Source organism: Nocardia sp. NPDC055029, assembly GCF_053608525.1.
The window spans coordinates 1-17,427 of the sequence record NZ_JBSGVQ010000056.1; the positions used below are offsets into that span (position 1 = coordinate 1).

17 protein-coding genes are annotated in these 17,427 nt (G+C 68.6%); 9 read left to right on the forward strand and 8 right to left on the reverse strand.

Features of this window, described 5'->3' with window-relative positions; all coding sequences use genetic code 11:
- Window positions 1-146: 146 nt before the first annotated feature.
- The 3 genes from ACWF9G_RS31955 to ACWF9G_RS31965 all read right to left on the reverse strand — a co-directional run bounded on the left by ACWF9G_RS31955 (window position 147) and on the right by ACWF9G_RS31965 (window position 4,144).
- Window positions 147-1,115 carry a patatin-like phospholipase family protein gene (locus ACWF9G_RS31955; protein ID WP_452519852.1) on the reverse strand — a complete coding sequence of 323 codons (969 nt, stop codon included), beginning with the start codon at window positions 1,113-1,115 and terminating at the stop codon, window positions 147-149.
- 144 nt (window positions 1,116-1,259) lie between these two features.
- Window positions 1,260-3,065 carry an acetyl/propionyl/methylcrotonyl-CoA carboxylase subunit alpha gene (locus tag ACWF9G_RS31960; RefSeq protein WP_379311150.1) on the reverse strand — a complete coding sequence of 602 codons (1,806 nt, stop codon included), beginning with the start codon at window positions 3,063-3,065 and terminating at the stop codon, window positions 1,260-1,262.
- 188 nt (window positions 3,066-3,253) lie between these two features.
- A complete protein-coding gene (locus tag ACWF9G_RS31965) occupies window positions 3,254-4,144 on the reverse strand; it encodes a sulfurtransferase (protein WP_452519854.1) in 891 nt (296 codons plus the stop codon).
- A 153-nt stretch (window positions 4,145-4,297) separates the two neighbouring features.
- On the opposite strand from ACWF9G_RS31965, the gene ACWF9G_RS31970 reads away from it, so the two are divergent.
- Window positions 4,298-5,071, forward strand: coding sequence for a helix-turn-helix transcriptional regulator (locus ACWF9G_RS31970; RefSeq protein WP_379311148.1), 774 nt, complete (start codon window positions 4,298-4,300; stop codon window positions 5,069-5,071).
- Here ACWF9G_RS31970 and ACWF9G_RS31975 read toward each other — a convergent pair.
- The 3 genes from ACWF9G_RS31975 to ACWF9G_RS31985 all read right to left on the reverse strand — a co-directional run bounded on the left by ACWF9G_RS31975 (window position 4,997) and on the right by ACWF9G_RS31985 (window position 7,774).
- Entirely contained in the window at window positions 4,997-5,632 is a 636-nt protein-coding gene (locus ACWF9G_RS31975; protein WP_452519857.1) for a Maf family protein, read from the reverse strand. The genes ACWF9G_RS31970 and ACWF9G_RS31975 overlap by 75 nt on opposite strands.
- Before the next feature lie 5 nt (window positions 5,633-5,637).
- Window positions 5,638-5,967 (reverse strand): acyl-CoA carboxylase epsilon subunit, encoded by a 330-nt coding sequence (locus ACWF9G_RS31980; protein WP_452519858.1) that lies wholly within the window; start codon window positions 5,965-5,967, stop codon window positions 5,638-5,640.
- 166 nt (window positions 5,968-6,133) lie between these two features.
- A complete protein-coding gene (locus ACWF9G_RS31985) occupies window positions 6,134-7,774 on the reverse strand; it encodes an acyl-CoA carboxylase subunit beta (protein WP_379311144.1) in 1,641 nt (546 codons plus the stop codon).
- A gap of 123 nt (window positions 7,775-7,897) precedes the next feature.
- Between ACWF9G_RS31985 and ACWF9G_RS31990 the strand changes: the two genes are divergently transcribed.
- Complete coding sequence (locus tag ACWF9G_RS31990; RefSeq protein ID WP_452519860.1) at window positions 7,898-8,692, forward strand: biotin--[acetyl-CoA-carboxylase] ligase; 795 nt, start codon at window positions 7,898-7,900, stop codon at window positions 8,690-8,692.
- 105 nt (window positions 8,693-8,797) lie between these two features.
- On the opposite strand, the gene ACWF9G_RS31995 is transcribed toward ACWF9G_RS31990, so the two are convergent.
- The gene (locus ACWF9G_RS31995) at window positions 8,798-9,763 is read right to left on the reverse strand and encodes an acyl-ACP desaturase (protein ID WP_379311142.1); all 966 of its coding nucleotides are present in this window, start codon (window positions 9,761-9,763) and stop codon (window positions 8,798-8,800) included.
- Between the two features lie 129 nt (window positions 9,764-9,892).
- On the opposite strand from ACWF9G_RS31995, the gene ACWF9G_RS32000 reads away from it, so the two are divergent.
- Genes ACWF9G_RS32000 through ACWF9G_RS32010 form a run of 3 tightly spaced genes read left to right on the forward strand, consistent with a single transcriptional unit; the run spans window position 9,893 to window position 12,475 of the window.
- Complete coding sequence (locus ACWF9G_RS32000) at window positions 9,893-10,423, forward strand: PH domain-containing protein (protein WP_379039426.1); 531 nt, start codon at window positions 9,893-9,895, stop codon at window positions 10,421-10,423.
- A 40-nt stretch (window positions 10,424-10,463) separates the two neighbouring features.
- On the forward strand, window positions 10,464-11,159 hold the full coding sequence (locus ACWF9G_RS32005; protein ID WP_379311141.1) for a response regulator transcription factor: 696 nt from the start codon (window positions 10,464-10,466) through the stop codon (window positions 11,157-11,159).
- Window positions 11,160-11,167: 8 nt separating this feature from the next.
- Entirely contained in the window at window positions 11,168-12,475 is a 1,308-nt protein-coding gene (locus ACWF9G_RS32010; RefSeq protein WP_452519861.1) for a sensor histidine kinase, read from the forward strand.
- Window positions 12,476-12,479: 4 nt separating this feature from the next.
- On the opposite strand, the gene ACWF9G_RS32015 is transcribed toward ACWF9G_RS32010, so the two are convergent.
- Complete coding sequence (locus ACWF9G_RS32015; RefSeq protein WP_452519862.1) at window positions 12,480-13,028, reverse strand: GtrA family protein; 549 nt, start codon at window positions 13,026-13,028, stop codon at window positions 12,480-12,482.
- A gap of 39 nt (window positions 13,029-13,067) precedes the next feature.
- Here ACWF9G_RS32015 and ACWF9G_RS32020 point away from each other — a divergent pair, with 39 nt between their 5' ends.
- The 4 genes from ACWF9G_RS32020 to ACWF9G_RS32035 all read left to right on the forward strand — a co-directional run bounded on the left by ACWF9G_RS32020 (window position 13,068) and on the right by ACWF9G_RS32035 (window position 16,979).
- A complete protein-coding gene (locus tag ACWF9G_RS32020) occupies window positions 13,068-14,294 on the forward strand; it encodes a 5-(carboxyamino)imidazole ribonucleotide synthase (RefSeq protein ID WP_452519864.1) in 1,227 nt (408 codons plus the stop codon).
- A gap of 151 nt (window positions 14,295-14,445) precedes the next feature.
- Window positions 14,446-14,952 carry a 5-(carboxyamino)imidazole ribonucleotide mutase gene (purE, locus tag ACWF9G_RS32025; RefSeq protein ID WP_379309367.1) on the forward strand — a complete coding sequence of 169 codons (507 nt, stop codon included), beginning with the start codon at window positions 14,446-14,448 and terminating at the stop codon, window positions 14,950-14,952.
- Window positions 14,953-14,995: 43 nt separating this feature from the next.
- Complete coding sequence (locus tag ACWF9G_RS32030) at window positions 14,996-15,655, forward strand: TetR family transcriptional regulator (RefSeq protein ID WP_452519866.1); 660 nt, start codon at window positions 14,996-14,998, stop codon at window positions 15,653-15,655.
- Between the two features lie 166 nt (window positions 15,656-15,821).
- Window positions 15,822-16,979, forward strand: a complete 1,158-nt coding sequence (locus ACWF9G_RS32035; protein ID WP_379309364.1) for an acyl-CoA dehydrogenase — start codon at window positions 15,822-15,824, stop codon at window positions 16,977-16,979.
- The last annotated feature ends 448 nt before the right edge of the window (window positions 16,980-17,427 follow it).

The window sequence follows — 17,427 nt, forward strand, 5'->3', positions numbered from 1 at the left end:
CGGTCAGGCACCGGTGCTTGCTCCTTCGTCGCCTACGCACCGGCACCTGACCGACGGGACGGCCGCGAACCGCCGCTGACGCGGCGGCCCCTCCTCGAGGTCGGGGCGTGCGGGTCCGGAGAGCGGGACTGCTCGCGGTCGCCGGGTCAGGCGAGGCGGGGGGTGGCGCCGAGGAGGGTGTGGACGGCGGTGCGGCCGATGTCGAGGGCGCGGGTGAGCAGGTCGGTGTCGCGGGCGGTGCTGTCGATGGCGGGGGCGCCGGCGGGCGGGTGGACCTGGAGGACGCGGTCGCCCAAGCCGGTGAGGTAGCTGTCCTCGACGGCCTGCTGGCCGGGGCGCTGGGACCAGGCACGGAAGGCGCCGGGGGCGATGGCCCGCATGTAGCCGCCGCCCACGATGCGGTGCAGCAGGGGTGCGGGCGGGCGGACCTCGTCGGTGCGGCGGGTGCGCAGGACCAAGGCGTGGGTCGTGCCCGCCGCGACGGCGGTGCGGATCGGGACGGTCTCCGACAGGCCGCCGTCGAAGTAGCTGCGGCCGCCGAGATCGACCGGGGGACCGGCGAGCAGGGGCAGGCCCGCGGAGGCGCGCAGCGCGGTCATCAGGGTGGTTTTGTCGACGATGTGCGGGCCCAGGTCCACCGACCGGCCGGTGCGGACGTCGGTCGCGATCGGGTGGAAAGTGGTGGAGTTGGCCAGGATGGCCGGGAAGTCCATCGGCTCGATGCCGTCGTAGACGTGGTGCACCAGGTAGCGCAGATCGAAGACCGGTCGCCCGCGCAGGATCCGCACCGGATCGACCACCCGGCGCATGATCGTCGCATCGGTCCAGGACCGCATGCCCGTGGCCGCGCGCCCGCACAGCAACCACGCGCCGTTGATCGCGCCCGCCGACGTGCCGTAGACGGCGTCGAACACCCCGGCCAGGCCGAGCTCCTCGAGTGCCTGCACCATGCCGCTGGAGTAGACACCGCGGCTGCCGCCACCCTCGATCACCAGCGCGAGGCGATTCCCGTCACCGCGGCTCCCTGCCTCACGTCGAGTCCGGATCACCTCGGCGACCGTGGCCGGACCCGGTGAAGCCGACGGGTCCTGATCGATACGCGCACTGCTGGTCACCCGATCCACGATACGACAGGGTGCGGGAGTCCGGCCTGGCCAGATGCACGATCTTCGCCGCCCGTTCACCGGGGCGCGGCGAATGTGTCGAAACGACGACGGGCGCCGGTCGAGGTCGACCGGCGCCCGTCTACATCGTGCGTATTACTTGATCTCCGCCAGGACGGTGCCCTGGGTGATCGCGGCGCCCGCTTCCACGGCCAGCCCGGTGACGACACCGGCCTTGTGCGCGTTGACCGGGTTCTCCATCTTCATGGCCTCGAGCACCACGATCAGGTCGCCCGCCTCGACGGTCTGGCCCTCTTCGACCGCGACCTTCACGACGGTGCCCTGCATGGGCGCGGTGACCGCGTCACCGGAGGCCGCACCGGCACCGGCGCCGCCACGCTTGCGCGCCTTCGGCTTCTTGCGGATGACGCCCGCGCCGTTACCGGCCGAACCGGCGGCACCGCCACCGAGGGTGAACTGACCGGGCAGCGACACCTCGACGCGACGGCCACCGACCTCGACGACGACCTTCTGCCGGGGCAGATCCTCGTCCTCGTCCTCGGCGGGAGCACCGGCCGTGAACGGCTCGACGGTGTTCTTCCACTCGGTTTCGATCCACTTGGTGTAGACCTCGAACTTCTCGCCGTCACCGATGAAGGCCGGGTCCTCGACGATCGCGCGGTGGAACGGGATGACCGTCGCCAGGCCCTCGACCTCGAACTCGGCCAGCGCGCGACGCGCACGCTGCAGCGCCTGGTCGCGGTTCTCGCCGGTGACGATCAGCTTGGCCAGCATCGAGTCGAACTGACCGCCGATGACGCTGCCCGCGACGACGCCGGAGTCGACGCGCACACCGGGGCCGGTGGGCTCGCGGTAGACGTTGACCGGGCCGGGCGCTGGCAGGAAGCCGCGACCGGCGTCCTCACCGTTGATCCGGAACTCGAAGGAGTGGCCACGCGGGGTGGGGTCTTCCTTGATCGAGAGCTCTTCGCCGTTGGCGATCGCGAACTGCTGACGCACCAGGTCGATGCCCGCGGTCTCCTCGGTGACCGGGTGCTCGACCTGCAGGCGGGTGTTCACCTCGAGGAAGGACACGGTCTCGCCCTGCACCAGGTACTCCACGGTGCCTGCGCCGTAGTAGCCGGCCTCGCGGCAGATGCGCTTGGCGGAGTCGTGGATCTTGGCGCGAACCTCGTCGGACAGGAACGGCGCCGGCGCCTCCTCGACGAGCTTCTGGAAGCGACGCTGCAGCGAGCAGTCGCGGGTACCGGCGACGACGACGTTGCCGTGCTGGTCGGCGATGACCTGGGCCTCGACGTGGCGGGCCTTGTCCAGGTACTGCTCGACGAAGCACTCGCCGCGGCCGAAGGCGGCGATGGCCTCACGGGTCGCCGACTCGAACAGCTCGGGGATCTCCTCGATGGTGTGGGCGACCTTCATGCCGCGGCCACCGCCACCGAAGGCGGCCTTGATGGCCACCGGGACGCCGTACTCCTTGGCGAACGCGACGACCTCGTCGGCGTTCTTGACCGGGTCCTTGGTGCCGGCGGCCATCGGCGCCTGCGCGCGCTCGGCGATGTGGCGCGCGGTGACCTTGTCGCCCAGGTCGCGGATGGACTGCGGCGAGGGGCCGATCCAGATGAGCCCGGCGTCGAGGACGGCCTGGGCGAAGTCGGCGTTCTCGGAGAGGAAGCCGTAACCCGGGTGGATCGCGTCGGCACCGGACTTGGCGGCGGCGTCGAGGATCTTGTCGAACACGAGGTACGACTCGGCCGAGGTCTGGCCGCCGAGGGCGAACGCCTCGTCGGCGAGCTTCACGAAGGGAGCGTCGGCATCGGGCTCGGCGTACACCGCGACGCTGGTGATCCCCGCGTCCTTGGCAGCCCGGATCACGCGGACCGCGATCTCGCCGCGGTTAGCTACGAGTACCTTCGTGATCCGTGCGCTGGCATGGCTGGGCACTGAGCCTCCTGTGTGCAATCTTTGGTCGCTTCGGGGGACGGGTCGCCGTGTAGGCCCCGTGCCCGGTATCGACAACTTTCGTCTCGGGCGAGTGTAGGCAGTGTGCCAATTCGGCCCGAACTCGGCTAGCCCTACTGTCGAGTAGGTCGCAGGTCACACTACGCGGCACCCTGTGATGTGAACATGTTTCAAATGATTCGGTTCGGAATACCCGGCTCGGCGCCCTGCGCGATCGGCAGCCGCACCGAATTGCCCCACTCGATCCACGAGCCGTCGTAATTGCGCACCGACCTGCGGCCGAGCAGAAATGTCAGGACGAACCAGGTGTGGCTGGAGCGTTCGCCGACCCGGCTGTAGACGACCAGGTCCTCGGCGGGCAGCGCGCCGTAGACCTCGTCGAGTTCGGCCCTTGACCGGAAACGCCCGTCGCTGGTGCAGGCCTGCGTCCACGGAATGTTCACCGCGGTCGGCACGTGCCCGCCGCGCAGCGTGGCGTACTCCTGGTTCAGCGGCTTGTCCTCGAGCTCGCCCGAGTACTCCTGCTCCGAACGCACGTCGACCAGGGGGCCGCCGAGCCGGGCCAGCACCTCGTCGCGGAACGCGCGCGCCACCGTGTCGTCGCGTTTGACGTCGGGGTAGTCGCTGGGTGACGGGTAGGGCAGGTCGAAGGTGGTGTCGCGTTCCTCGGAGATCCAGGCATCGCGGCCGCCGTCGAGCAGGCGCACGTCCTCGTGCCCGAAAAGGGTGAAGATCCAGGCGGTATGCGCTGCCTGGGCATTGCCGCGATCGCCGTAGATCACCACGGTGTCCTCGCGCTGGATACCCTTGGCGCGCATCAGTTCGGTGAAGCGGCGGCCGTCGACGTAGTCGCGGGTCACCGGGTCGCTCAGGTCGCCACGCCAATCGATTTTGACCGCACCGGGGACATGGCCGATGTCATAGAGCAGGATGTCATCGTTCGACTCGATGATCTTCACACCGGGCATCCCGATGTTTGCGGACAACCATTCTGTGGTTACCAATCGATGCGGGACTGCGTAGGAACCGAAGGCGGGGTGCGGATCCGGGGCGACGGTCACGGTGTGGTCCTTCACGCGAGAGTATGGGCGGGTGCGACAGTGTGCTGAGGTCGCAGCCGATGGTATGTCTGTGTCGGCACATCACGAATCGACACAATGGTCGAATAAAGCGCAGAGCTGTCCGATAAAGTCTCTGGAGAGGAGGGGTGAGCTATGTCCGATTCTTGGCCGCGACGGCGACTGCTCGCGATCCTACGTGGCGCCACCGAGCCCCTCGACGCCCAGGAACTGGCCAGAATCACCGGACAGCATGTCACCACCGTCCGCTTCCATCTCGATGTGCTCACCCGCGAATCGCTGGTCCGCCAGTTCCAGCAGCCGCCGCGTGGTCGTGGGCGCCCGCGGATCGGCTATCGCGCCGTGCAGCGCTCGGTGGGATATCAGGAGCTGGCCCAGGTCCTCGCCGACCATCTCGGACCCGACCCGATCACCCGTTCCGCCGCCGCCGTCGCCGCGGGCCGCGCCTGGGGGGCGCGCATGGACATCGGCACGCATCCGGTGGAGACGCTGGCCGATGCCAGGGACATCACCATGTCGCTGATGTCGGAGCTCGGGTTCGCGCCGGAGAAGGACCCGGTCGGGGAGACCTCCGAGCACGTGCAGATCAACCTCACCGCCTGCCCGCTGCGGGAACTGGCCCGCTCGCACGCCGAGGTGGTGTGCGGGGTGCACATGGGGCTCATGCGGGAAGTGCTGGAGCGCAACGGCGCCCGCGGCCGGGTCGACGTGCGCCTGCACCCGTTCGTCGAGCCGGAACTGTGCACGGCCAGGCTGGAACTGACGCTGGGCGCGGAGAACTCCGCGCAGGCATCCGGAGCGCCCGCTACCGCGGAACAGCCGGTGATCGCGCCGTCAGGCCCGCGAATCCCGCCACAGCTGCGTGACACCGACGCCGACGTCTTCGAGCAGCCTGCGCAACAGCGGTAGCCCGATCCCGATGACGCTGGACGGGTCGCCCTCGATCCGGTCGACGAACCAGCCGCCGAGCCCGTCCAACGTGAAAGCGCCCGCGACCTGCAGTGGTTCGCCGGAGGCGATGTAGGCGTCGAGCTCGTCCGGACCGGGTTTCGCGAAGTGCACGGTGGTGCTGCTGCACTCCTCGGACTCGGCGACGATCTCCCCGTCGCGCAGGCGCAGCACGCAATGTCCGGTGATCAGATCGGCGCTGCGGCCCGCCATCCCCGCCCAGCGGGCGCGGGCCACCTCGGGCGTGTGCGGTTTGCCTTGCAGCTGCCCGTCGACGAGCAGCATCGAATCGCAGCCGACGACGACACAGTCGGCGGCGAATTCGGGAATCGACGCGGCGACGTCGACGGCCTTGGCGCGAGCCAGGGCGATGACGACGTCGGGCGAGGAGGTATCAGAGGGTAGCGCGGCCGACACCGCGTCCTCGTCCACGCCGGAGACGCGCACGACGGGGTCGATACCCGCCGTGCGCAGGATCCCCAGACGGGCGGGAGACGCGGAGGCCAAGACCAGCCGGGTCACCCGGATCAGCGCAGGTGCGACAGCATCGGGTACGCGTACGGCGAGAACGGGGACGTACCCCGGTGCAGCAGCGTCGCTTTGCCCCAGTTGTCGGACGGACCGTTCGCGCCGCCGGCGGGGGCGCTCGCGGCCGCCGCGCTCAGCACGGCGACCAGGGCCGCGATATCCGCATCGGTCGGCGAGCCCTTGATGATGCGGAACATCGGCTCACCGAGGCTCTCCGCGGGCTCGTCGGCAACCGCGCTCACAGACAGTTCGACCTCGTCGACGAGTGGTTCGACGGCGAGCTCCAGCTCGGCGGCGGTCAGCACGTCTTCTTCTGCCACAGTTGTCACAGTGCCAGATCCTTCCTGCCTCGTCCGGGAGATCTCGCCCGGTGCGAAGCTTGGGTACTTCGATGTCTTACAGCGCGGTTGACGCGATCATTCCCGGTAGGGACGCGACGATCAATAGTTGCGTCATAGCAACCAGTGTGCGCGGCCTACCGGGGATATCGCTCGATCAGAGCGGAATGTTGCCGTGTTTCTTCGGCGGCAGGGTCACCATCTTGCGCTCGAGCAGTCGCAGCGCCGACACGATCTGGCCGCGCGTGTGCGACGGCGGGATGACCGCGTCGACGTAGCCGCGCTCGGCCGCCACGTACGGGTTCACGAGGGTGTCCTCGTACTCGTTCTGCAGCTCGAGGCGCAGAGCGTCCACATCGGCGCCGTTCTTGGCGGCCTCGGACAGCTGCTTGCGGTAGACGAATCCGACGGCGCCGGAAGCGCCCATGACGGCGATCTGGGCGGTCGGCCACGCCAGGTTCACATCGGCACCCATGTGCTTGGAACCCATGACGTCGTAGGCGCCGCCGTAGGCCTTGCGGGTGATGATCGTGATCTTGCCCACAGTGGCCTCACCGTAGGCGTAGAGCAGCTTCGCGCCGCGGCGGATGATGCCGTTGTACTCCTGGCCGGTGCCGGGGAGGAAGCCGGGCACGTCGACCAGGGTGATGATCGGGACGTTGAAGGCGTCGCAGGTGCGCACGAAGCGCGCGGCCTTCTCCGAGGCGTCGATGTCGAGGCAGCCGGCGAACTGGGTCGGCTGGTTGGCGACGATGCCGACGCTGCGGCCGTCGACGCGACCGAAACCGCAGATGATGTTCATCGCGCGCTCGGCCTGCACCTCGAGGAACTCGTCGTCGTCGAGCAGACGGCGGATGACCTCGTGCATGTCGTAGGGCTGGTTCGGCGAGTCCGGGATGATCGTGTCGAGCTCGATGTCCTCGTCGGTGAGGGAGTCCTCGATCGCGCCGTTGATCGGATCGGTCGGCGCGTGCCGCGGCGCCTCGGCGCGGTTGTTGCTCGGCAGATAACCCAGCAGGTCCTTGACGTAGTCGAGGGCGTCCTGCTCGCCGGAGGCCACGTAGTGGGCGACGCCGGACTTGGTCATGTGGGTGTGCGCGCCACCCAGGTCCTCCATGGTGACCTCTTCACCGGTGACGGTCTTGATCACGTCGGGGCCGGTGACGAACATCTGCGAGGTCTGGTCGACCATCACCACGAAGTCGGTGAGCGCGGGGGAGTACACGTGGCCACCGGCGGCGGGGCCCATGATCAGCGAGATCTGCGGGATCACGCCGGAGGCCTGCACGTTGCGGTGGAAGATCTCGCCGTAGAGACCGAGGGAGACGACGCCCTCCTGGATGCGCGCGCCTGCGCCCTCGTTGATACCGACCAGCGGACGGCCGGTCTTGAGTGCCAGGTCCATCACCTTGACGATCTTCTCGCCGTAGACCTCGCCGAGCGAGCCACCGAAGACGGTGACGTCCTGGGAGAAGATACAGACGTCGCGGCCGTCGATGGTGCCGTAGCCGGTGACGACGCCGTCGCCGAGCGGGCGGTTGTTCTCCAGGCCGAAGTTCACGCTGCGATGCTTGGCGAGGGCGTCGAGCTCGACGAAGGAGCCTTCGTCGAGCAGGGCGAGGATGCGCTCACGCGCAGTCATCTTGCCCTTGGCATGCACCTTGTCGACCGCGGCCTCACCCATCGGGTGTTGCGCTTCTTCCAGCCGATTCCGCAGGTCAGCCAGCTTCCCGGCGGTGGTGTGGATATCGGGGGCGCCCGCCGATTCCGATGCGGGCTGCTGCTGGACACTCGTCATGGGTTGCGAGTGTAACGAGTGACACCTCGTCGCACTACGGCAGTCTCGCCTACCGGCCAGTAGAGAAACCCCAGCTAGGTGCGTCCCACCAGGGCATCCGTCTCGCCGAGTAGCCTGCCGGGAATGAACAGGGCACCCATCGATGCGCAGCGTCTCGACAGCTCCTCGCCCGGCGGGCCGCTGTCGTTCTATGAGCGGATCGACGTCGTCGAGTCGACCGGATCGACCAATGCCGACCTCGTCGCCAGGGCCGCCGATTCGACCGCCGACCGCCAGGCGTTGCTCGCCGAGGAACAGGTCAGCGGTCGCGGCAGGCACGCCCGCACGTGGGTGAGCCCGCCGCGCGCGCAGATCTCGCTGTCGATCCTGGTGCGGCTGCCCGACATCGACCCGACCACGCTCGGCTGGCTGCCGTTGCTCACCGGTGTCGCGGTGGTCGACGCGCTGCGCCGCTCGACCGGCGCCGACGCGGAACTGAAGTGGCCCAACGACGTTCTGCTCGGCGGCCGCAAGCTCGCCGGCATCCTGGCCGAGGTCGCCGCGACCGGCGCCGCGCCCGCCGTGGTGGTCGGCATCGGCCTCAACGTCGATCTCGACGAGTCCGAACTGCCTGTCCCGCATGCGACTTCGCTGACGCTGGCCGGTATCGACACCGACCGCACCGGGCTGGTCGCCGCGATCCTGACCGAGTTCGCCGCCCGGTTCAGCGCCTGGCAGCGGGCGGGCTGGGCGACGACCGAGATCGCGGCCGCCTACCGCGAGCGCTGCGCGACGATCGGCGTCGAGGTGCGGGCCGAACTGCCCGGTGGCCAGGTGCTCACCGGTGCCGCGAGCGGCATCGACGACACCGGCAGGCTGCTCATCGGCGACCGCGCCGTCTCGGCGGGCGATGTGTCCCACCTGCGCGGACAGTATTGACGGCGGCTGGAGCCGCGGGCTCGCGGCCCACGGCGGCCCACCAGCTCAGACACAGCGCCTGACCGGCGGGCCGGGTCGCGAACCGCCCTCCCTGCGGGTCGGGGTTCAGCGGGCGGCAACCCCCGCGTTGCGCTCGGCGACCTCACGTTCGCGCGCCAGCAGCCGATCGCGCTGCTCCTCGAACTTGAGCACGTCCTTCTCCAGCTTGTCCAGGAACCGCGCGAGCTCGTCGCGTGCCACCTCGCCCGCCGGCCCGAAGTCGTTGCGGTCGAAGACGTTCCACTGCTTGAGCACCGGCAGCACCACCTCGTCGAGATGCTGGCGCAGGTCGTAGATGCCGTGCTTGGCCATCAGCACGCCGTTGCGCCGCCAGTTCGGCATGCCGGCGCCGGGCATCTGGAAGCTGGTGAGCACCTTGGTGATCGCGGGCATCGCCTGATCGGGGACCAGGTCAAGCGCCGCCGCGCACAGGTTGCGGTAGAAGATCATGTGCAGGTTCTCGTCGGTGGCGACGCGGGCAAGCATGCGGTCGGCGACCGGGTCGTCGCAGACGCGACCGGTGTTGCGGTGGCTGACCCGGGTGGCCAGCTCCTGAAACGTCACATACGCGACATTGACCAGGAATCCGCCCCAGTTCGCCGGCGCGTGCGCGCCCTGGGTCATGTGGATCATCCTGGCCTCTTCCAGGGCGACCGGGTCGACGCCGCGGGTGACCACCAGGTAGTCACGGATCACGATGCCGTGGCGGTTCTCCTCGGCGGTCCAGCGACCGACCCAGGTGCCCCAGGCGCCGTCCTGGGAGAAGTTCTCGGCGATCTCGCGGTGGTAGGAGGGCAGATTGTCCTCGGTGAGCAGATTGGTGATCATCGCCGCCTTGGCGACGTCGGTGAGCCTGGATTGTCCTGGTTCCCAATCGATTCCGCCCATCGCGGCGAAATTGCGGCCCTCGTCCCACGGGACGTAATCGTGCGGATTCCAGTCCTTGGCGATGGAAAGGTGCCGGTTGAGATTCTGTTCGGCCACCGGCTCGAGGGCGGTGAGGATTTCGAGCTGAGTCAGAGCTTTGGTCACGCGTGCCTCCACTGTCGGGTGTCGAGCAAGGGAGAATTGGGCAAAACCTGGCATCTAGCGTGGAATCCACAGTATCGCCTCGGCCGTGGCATCGGGAAATGCGGCCTCGCAACGGGGTATCGTTCGGCCATGGGGTACCCGGAGGACGTTCTCGCGCCCGACGAACAATTGATCCTGCATCGTCACCCACACTGGAAGATGCTGGTGTGGCCGGTCGTCACGCTGATCGGCGGCACCGCGATCGCCGGCTTCCTCGGCGGGCTCGCCTGGCGCAACACCGAGGGGTCGGTGCGCACGGTGCTGCTGCTGCTCATCGGGCTGATCTGGTTCGGGCTCATCCTGTGGCGCTGTGTCGGCAAGGTGATCAGCTGGAAGTCCACGCATTTCATCATCACCGACCGGCGCGTGCTGGTGCGCCAGGGCGTGATCACCCACACCGGCATCGACATCCCGCTCAGCCGCATTTCCAGCGTGCAGTTCGAACACGGTGTGTTCGACCGGGTGCTGGGGACCGGCACGCTGATCATCGGCTCGTCGTCGGAGGAACCGCTCGAATACGACGACATCCCGCAGGTGCAGCAGGTGCACGCGCTGCTCTACCACGAGGTCTTCGAGGCGGGCAGCAGCCGTCGTGACCAGTCGTGGGGCGGTTATCGGTGAGCTGTCGGCCCACCGCGACCGAGATCCGTAATCTGAGCACATGACCGCCGTACTGCTCGCCGAAGACGATGAGGCGATCGCCGCCCCGCTCTCGCGCGCCCTCGGCCGCGAGGGTTACACCGTCACCGTCGAGCGGTTCGGCCCCGCGGTGTTGCGCCGCGCCCTCGAGGGCAATCACGACCTGCTGATCCTCGATCTCGGCCTGCCCGGCATGGACGGGCTCGAGGTGTGCAGGCAGGTCAGGGCCAGCGGCGCCGATCTGGCGGTGCTGATGCTCACCGCGCGCACCGACGAGGTCGACTTCGTCGTCGGTCTCGACGCCGGCGCCGACGACTACGTCGGCAAGCCGTTCCGGCTGGCCGAGCTGCTGGCCCGGGTGCGAGCCCTGCTGCGGCGCAGCGGAATCGGTGACGACGCGGTGGAAGTCGGCGGGATCCGGCTAGAGCCCGCGGCCCGGCGCGTGCTGGTCAACGGGGCCGAGGTGAACCTGGCCAACAAGGAGTACGAGCTGCTCAAGGTGCTCATCGATCGGGCCGGTCAGGTGGTGGCGCGCGAGACCATCCTGCGTGAGGTGTGGGGCGACGCGGATCTGCGCGGCTCCAAGACCCTCGACATGCATATGTCCTGGTTGCGCCGCAAGATCGGCGACGAGGGGCCGATGGCGGAACGGCGCATCGTCACGGTGCGCGGGGTCGGGTTCCGGCTCAACACCGACGGCCCGTCGGTCAGAGGCTGACCGGGGCAGTGCGCCGCCGCATCCTGCGCTCGATCCTGACCGTGCTGACCATCACCACGGTGGTGCTCGGCGTGCCGCTGATCTACACCGCGTGGCTGTGGGTCGAGGACATCACCCGCAACGATCTGCAGAGCCGCCTGGAACGGGTCGCCGCCGAGGTGATCGCCCAGGAACGCGTCGACGGGACCGTGCCCGACGGCCTCGACGTGCGCGCCATGCGGGCCCTGGTGCCCGAGGGCGGCAAGCTGACGATCGTCTATCCGGCGCCGCACGACAATGCCGCGCGCACCGATATCGGCGTCGAGTACGTCGAGGACCCGCTGGTCGAATCGCTGTCGATGGGCACATCGGGTTCGCTGCGGCTCGAGGTGCCCGCCGGGCCGATGCACTCCCGGCAGGAACAGGCCGTTGCCGCGGTCGCGCTGGCCGTGCTCGCCTCGCTCGGCGCCGCGTTCTCGGTCGCGGTGGTGACCGCGCGCCGGGTCGCCGATCCGCTGCGTGACGTGGCCGCCCGCGCCGCCCGGCTGGCGATGGGCGACTTCCGGCCCGACCCGCGCAGGCACGGCATCGCCGAACTCGACCGCGTCTCCGATGTGCTCGACTCGGCGACGGTCGAGATCGCGGGCCGCCTGCAACGCGAGCACGCGCTGGTCGCCGACGTCTCACATCAGCTGCGCAGTCGCCTGACCGCGGTGCGCCTGCGCCTGGACGAGCTGTCCACGCACGCCGATCCCGAGGTCGTGCACGAGGCCGAGGAGGCCATGGCTCAGGTCGACCGGCTCACCGAGGCCATCGACGACCTGGTCCGCGCCTCCCGCGACGAGGACGCCGCCGACCGCGATCCCGTTCCGGTGATGGCCGAACTGCGTGGCGTCATGGCCGAGTGGGCCCACCCCTTCACCGAGGAGGGCCGCGAACTGCGCCTGATCGGCGACGAGTCCCTGCGCGCCCCCATCACCGGGTCGCGGCTGCGCGAGGCCGTGACGGTGCTGGTCGACAATGCCCTGATGCACGGCGGCGGAACCTGCACGGTGTCGGTGCGCACGGTGCCGACGATGAGCTCACGCGATCCGCTGATCTGCGTGGAGGTGGCCGACGAGGGGGAGGGCATCCGCGACGAGCTCGCGCCGCACATCTTCGACCGTGGGTTCTCGGCGGGCGGGTCGACCGGTGTCGGCCTGGCCCTGGCTCGTGCCCTGGTGGAAGCCGACGGTGGCCGTCTGGAGCTCCAGCGTCGCAGGCCTGCCCTGTTCGCGGTGTTCCTCGGCTCGAAGGTCAACCGGCCGCCGAACGCGACGCTGACCGAGCCGCGCTGATACTTCAGCTTTGGCCGAGGTGTTCCTGTTCCTCTTCGATCAGGTCCTCGAGCTCGGCGACGATCTCGTTCATCTCGTCGGGGAACACCCAGCGGCGCATCGCCCAGAACCGGAACGCCATCTGCAGCAGGTTGCCGATGATGAACGCGCTGACGAAGTCGGCGACGTTCTCGGTCAGGAAGCTCACGTTCGGCTGCCGCAGATCGAACACGTAGCTCGAGATCCACAGCGGGATATTGCTCAGGATCACGCCGACGCCGCTGACCCCGAAGAACAGCAACGCCTCGTGATGCTTCTCTCGTCCGCCGCGATTCTTGAACGACCATTCGCGGTTGAGAATGTAGGAGGCGATCACCGCGACCACGCCGGAAATGATCTTGGCGGTGACCGGTTTCTCGGCCAGCACCGTCCATTTCAGGAGGTAGAACAGGCCGCTGTCGATCACGAACGTCGTTGCGCCGACGATGGCGAACTTGATCAGCTCCTTATGCCGGAACGCTAGCTCGCGCAGGCGCGGGGGAAGGACGCTGACCACGTCGTCGACGATTGACACGAGTTCCGAGTGTACCGGTCGCAAAGATTCGCTTTCGACATGACAACATTGCACGACGTGAGTGCACGTTCGTTCGATCCGTCTGCCATGCCCACCGTCACGATGGTCGGTGGTGGCCAGCTCGCGCGTATGACACACCAGGCCGCGGTCGCCCTCGGCCAGCGTCTGCGGGTGCTGGCCGAGCGTCCCGACGACCCCGCCGCGCAGGTCACCCCTGACGTGGTGCTGGGCAGCCACGACGACCTGTCCGCGCTGCGTCGCGCGGCGAACGGGTCGCACGCGCTGACCTTCGACCACGAGCACGTGCCGACGGCACACCTCGAGGTCCTGGTCGCCGAGGGCGTGAACGTGGCGCCGCCGCCGCAGGCGCTGATCTTCGCCCAGGACAAGCTCGCCATGCGCACCAAGCTGTCCGGGCTGGGGCTGCCGGTGCCCGCGTTCGTCGAGGTCACCGCGCCCGCCGACGCGATCGCCTTCGGTGACGAGCACGGCTGGCCGTTCGTCCTCAAGGCGGTCCGCGGCGGGTACGACGGCCGTGGCGTGTGGATGCCCGCCGACGCGGCCGAGGCCGAGCGGCTCGTCACCGACCAGCTCGCGCACGGTGTGCAGCTGCTCGCCGAGGCGAAGGTCGACCTGAAGCGCGAGCTGTCGGCGATGGTGGCGCGCTCGCCGTTCGGGCAGGCCGCGACCTGGCCGGTGGTGGAGACCGTGCAGCGCAACGGTCAGTGCGCGGTGGTCATCGCGCCCGCGCCCGACCTGTCCGAGGAGCTGGGCGCGCGCGCCGAGACGATGGCGCTGGAACTGGCCGCCGGGCTGGGCGTCGTCGGCGTGATGGCGGTCGAGCTGTTCGAGACCAACGACGGCGAGGTGCTGGTCAACGAGCTCGCCATGCGCCCGCACAACTCCGGTCACTGGGGCATGGACGGCGCCCGCACCGGTCAGTTCGAGCAGCACCTGCGTGCCGTCCTCGACTACCCGCTCGGCGACACCAGCCCGCTGGCGCCGGTGACGGTGATGGCCAACATCCTCGGCGCGGCCGAGGCGCCCGAGATGTCGATGGACGAGCGGCTGCACCACCTGTTCGCCCGCCTGCCGCAGGCGAAGGTCCACCTCTACGGCAAGGGCGAGCGGCCCGACCGCAAGATCGGGCACATCAACATCCTCGGCGACGATGTCACCGAGGTACGGGAGCAGGCCGAACGCGCGGCGCACTGGATGTCGCACGCCGTCTGGACCGACGGCTGGGATCCGCACAACGGAGCCTGAAGACCGACCACCTCATCGTGACCACCGCGTTTTCGGCCGCCTCGCATCCGAGGGGCGAGACGGAACGCCGAAGGCGCAGTATCGCCCCTCGGATGCGAGGTCACGAGGCCGAAAACCCGCGGCGCCAGCCGCCGACAACACAGGAGCGCATGTGACCACCACCGGACCCCAGGTCGGCCTGATCATGGGCAGCGATTCCGACTGGCCGACGATGGAGGCCGCCGCCGAGGCACTGGCCGAGTTCGGCATCCGCTTCGAGGTCGGCGTGGTTTCCGCGCATCGCACCCCGCAGCGCATGCTCGACTACGCCAAGGACGCCGCCGGCCGCGGCCTGCAGGTCATCATCGCCGGCGCGGGCGGCGCCGCCCACCTGCCCGGCATGGTCGCCTCGGCCACCCCGCTCCCGGTCATCGGCGTCCCCGTCCCCCTCAAGTACCTCGACGGCATGGACTCCCTGCTCTCGATCGTCCAGATGCCCGCGGGCGTCCCGGTAGCCACCGTCTCCATCGGCGGCGCCCGCAACGCGGGCCTGCTGGCCGTCCGCATCCTCGCCGCCCATGACCCGTCCCTGCGCACCCGCATGGAACAGTTCCAGGCGGGCCTCGAGCAGATGGTCCACGACAAGGACGCCGCCCTGCGCACCAAGCTGCTGGGCTAGAACCCGGTCGGGACCTGTCGTGGCCGGTGACTACGGTGGTCGGGTGGCACACGACGATGCGGCGCAGTTCCGGCTCACGGTGGTGGATCAGGCGTTGCGGTTGTTCGCCGAGCGGGGGTATGAGGCGACGACGGTGGACGAGATCGCGGTGGCGGCGGGGATCTCCCGGCGGACCTTCTTCCGGCAGTTCCGGTCCAAGGAGGACGTGATCTTCGCCGATCACGAATTCCAGCTCGCGCTGGCCGAGGACTCGCTGGCGCGGGCCGAGGGCGATCCGTGGGATGCGGTGTGCGAGGCCGTGATCGGGGTGTTCGAGCGGTTCACGCAGTGGCGTGACATCGCCGCGCGCCGGTATCAGGTGGTGCGGCGGGTTGCGGCGTTGCGGGAGCGCGAGATCGTGACGGTGTTCCGGTACGAGCGCCTGTTCACCGACTTCCTGCGCGAGCAGCTGCCCGACGTGCCGGATCTGGCGCGCGTGCAGTTCACCGCGGCGGTCACCGCGACCCACAACTATCTGCTGCGCCGGATGGTGCGCGGCGAGCCGGCGGCCGCCGTCACCGATCTGCGCACCGAACTGGCCATGATCCCGCGCGGCAGACAGGAGCCCGCGCCCCGCGAGGAGCTGGTTATCGCGGTCTTCCCGCGAGACATGCCGCCGCGCAAGGTGGCCGACCTGATCACCGCCCAGCTCGGTAACCTGTGAGCGCCGCTTCGGCGGCTGGAGTCGTGAGGTGACACTGAGTGCCACCGGTATATCCCCATGTAGCGCTAGAGTGCCGGGCGTATAATCAAGTCGGATTGGCACTCGGTGCCGATGCGAGACGCGCTGTTGACCGCAGCGATCACCACCACGACCAGGAGTGTGCCCGATGGCGGGAAACCCGGATTTCAACCTGTTCCAGCTCGAGGACTTCCACGATGAGCTCCGTGCGGCCATCCGCGGCCTCGCCGAAAAGGAAATCGCGCCCTACGCCAAGGACGTCGACGGCAACGCCCGCTTCCCCGAGGAGGCGCTGACCGCTCTCAACGCCGCGGGCTTCAACGCCGTGCACGTGCCCGAGGCCTACGGCGGCCAGGGCGCCGACTCGGTCGCCACCTGCATCGTGATCGAGGAAGTCGCGCGCGTCTGTGGTTCCTCCTCGCTGATCCCCGCCGTCAACAAGCTCGGCACCATGGGCCTGATCCTCAACGGCTCCGAAGAGCTGAAGCAGAAGGTCCTCGGCGACCTGGTGGACGGCAAGATGGCCTCCTACGCGCTGTCCGAGCGTGAGGCCGGTTCCGACGCCGCGTCCATGCGCACCCGCGCCAAGGCCGACGGCGACGACTGGATCCTCAACGGCTCCAAGTGCTGGATCACCAACGGCGGCCGCTCCGAGTGGTACACCGTGATGGCCGTGACCGACGCCGACAAGGGTGCCAACGGCATCTCCTCGTTCATGGTCAACAAGGACGACGAGGGCTTCGTCGTCGGCCCGCTCGAGCACAAGCTGGGCATCAAGGGTTCGCCCACCGCCGAGCTGTACTTCGAGAACTGCCGCATCCCGGGCGACCGCATCGTCGGCGAGCCCGGCACCGGCTTCAAGACCGCGCTGCAGACCCTCGACCACACCCGCCCGACCATCGGCGCGCAGGCCGTCGGCCTGGCCCAGGGTGCCCTCGACGCCGCGATCGCCTACACCAAGGACCGCAAGCAGTTCGGCAAGGCCATCGCCGACTTCCAGAACACCCAGTTCATGCTCGCCGACATGGCGATGAAGGTCGAGGCCGCCCGCCTCATGGTCTACACCTCCGCCGCTCGCGCCGAGCGCGGCGAGAAGAACCTCGGCTTCATCTCCGCCGCCGCCAAGTGCTTCGCCTCCGACGTCGCCATGGAGGTCACCACCAACGCCGTCCAGCTCTTCGGCGGCGCCGGTTACACCACCGACTTCCCGGTCGAGCGCATGATGCGCGACGCCAAGATCACCCAGATCTACGAGGGCACCAACCAGATCCAGCGTCTCGTGATGTCCCGCCAGATCCTGCGCTGATCTCCTCGATCTCAGCGCCTTCGCGGCCCCTCGATGACTCATCGAGGGGCCGTTTTCGTTGCTGGAGCTCGCCGCGGTGCGGGGTCGGCACCGCTCTTCGCCGGATAGCCGGTTTCGGACCGATTCCGTGGCGTTACCTCGATTGTGCCCGCTTACCGGGGGAATGACGTTCGAAATGTGTCCGTGAATTGGATGGACAAAATGCCAGGAAATTCAACCGATATCGGAGGGTTGCTTATTCGTAGCTCTGCGGCGATTCGTTTCGGCCTTTCGATGCCATATACCAAGACAGGTGGGATCAAACTGAGCCGTCGGGGTGAAGGTATGTGGCCGATGTCGATCCTCCTGACTAGATAAGGGCTGTGACCAGGCTCTTTAGGCGTCTATAGCAGGAGTCGACGACATGTTTCATAGTGCTGAAGCCTTGTGTGGGCGGGCCTGCCACTTC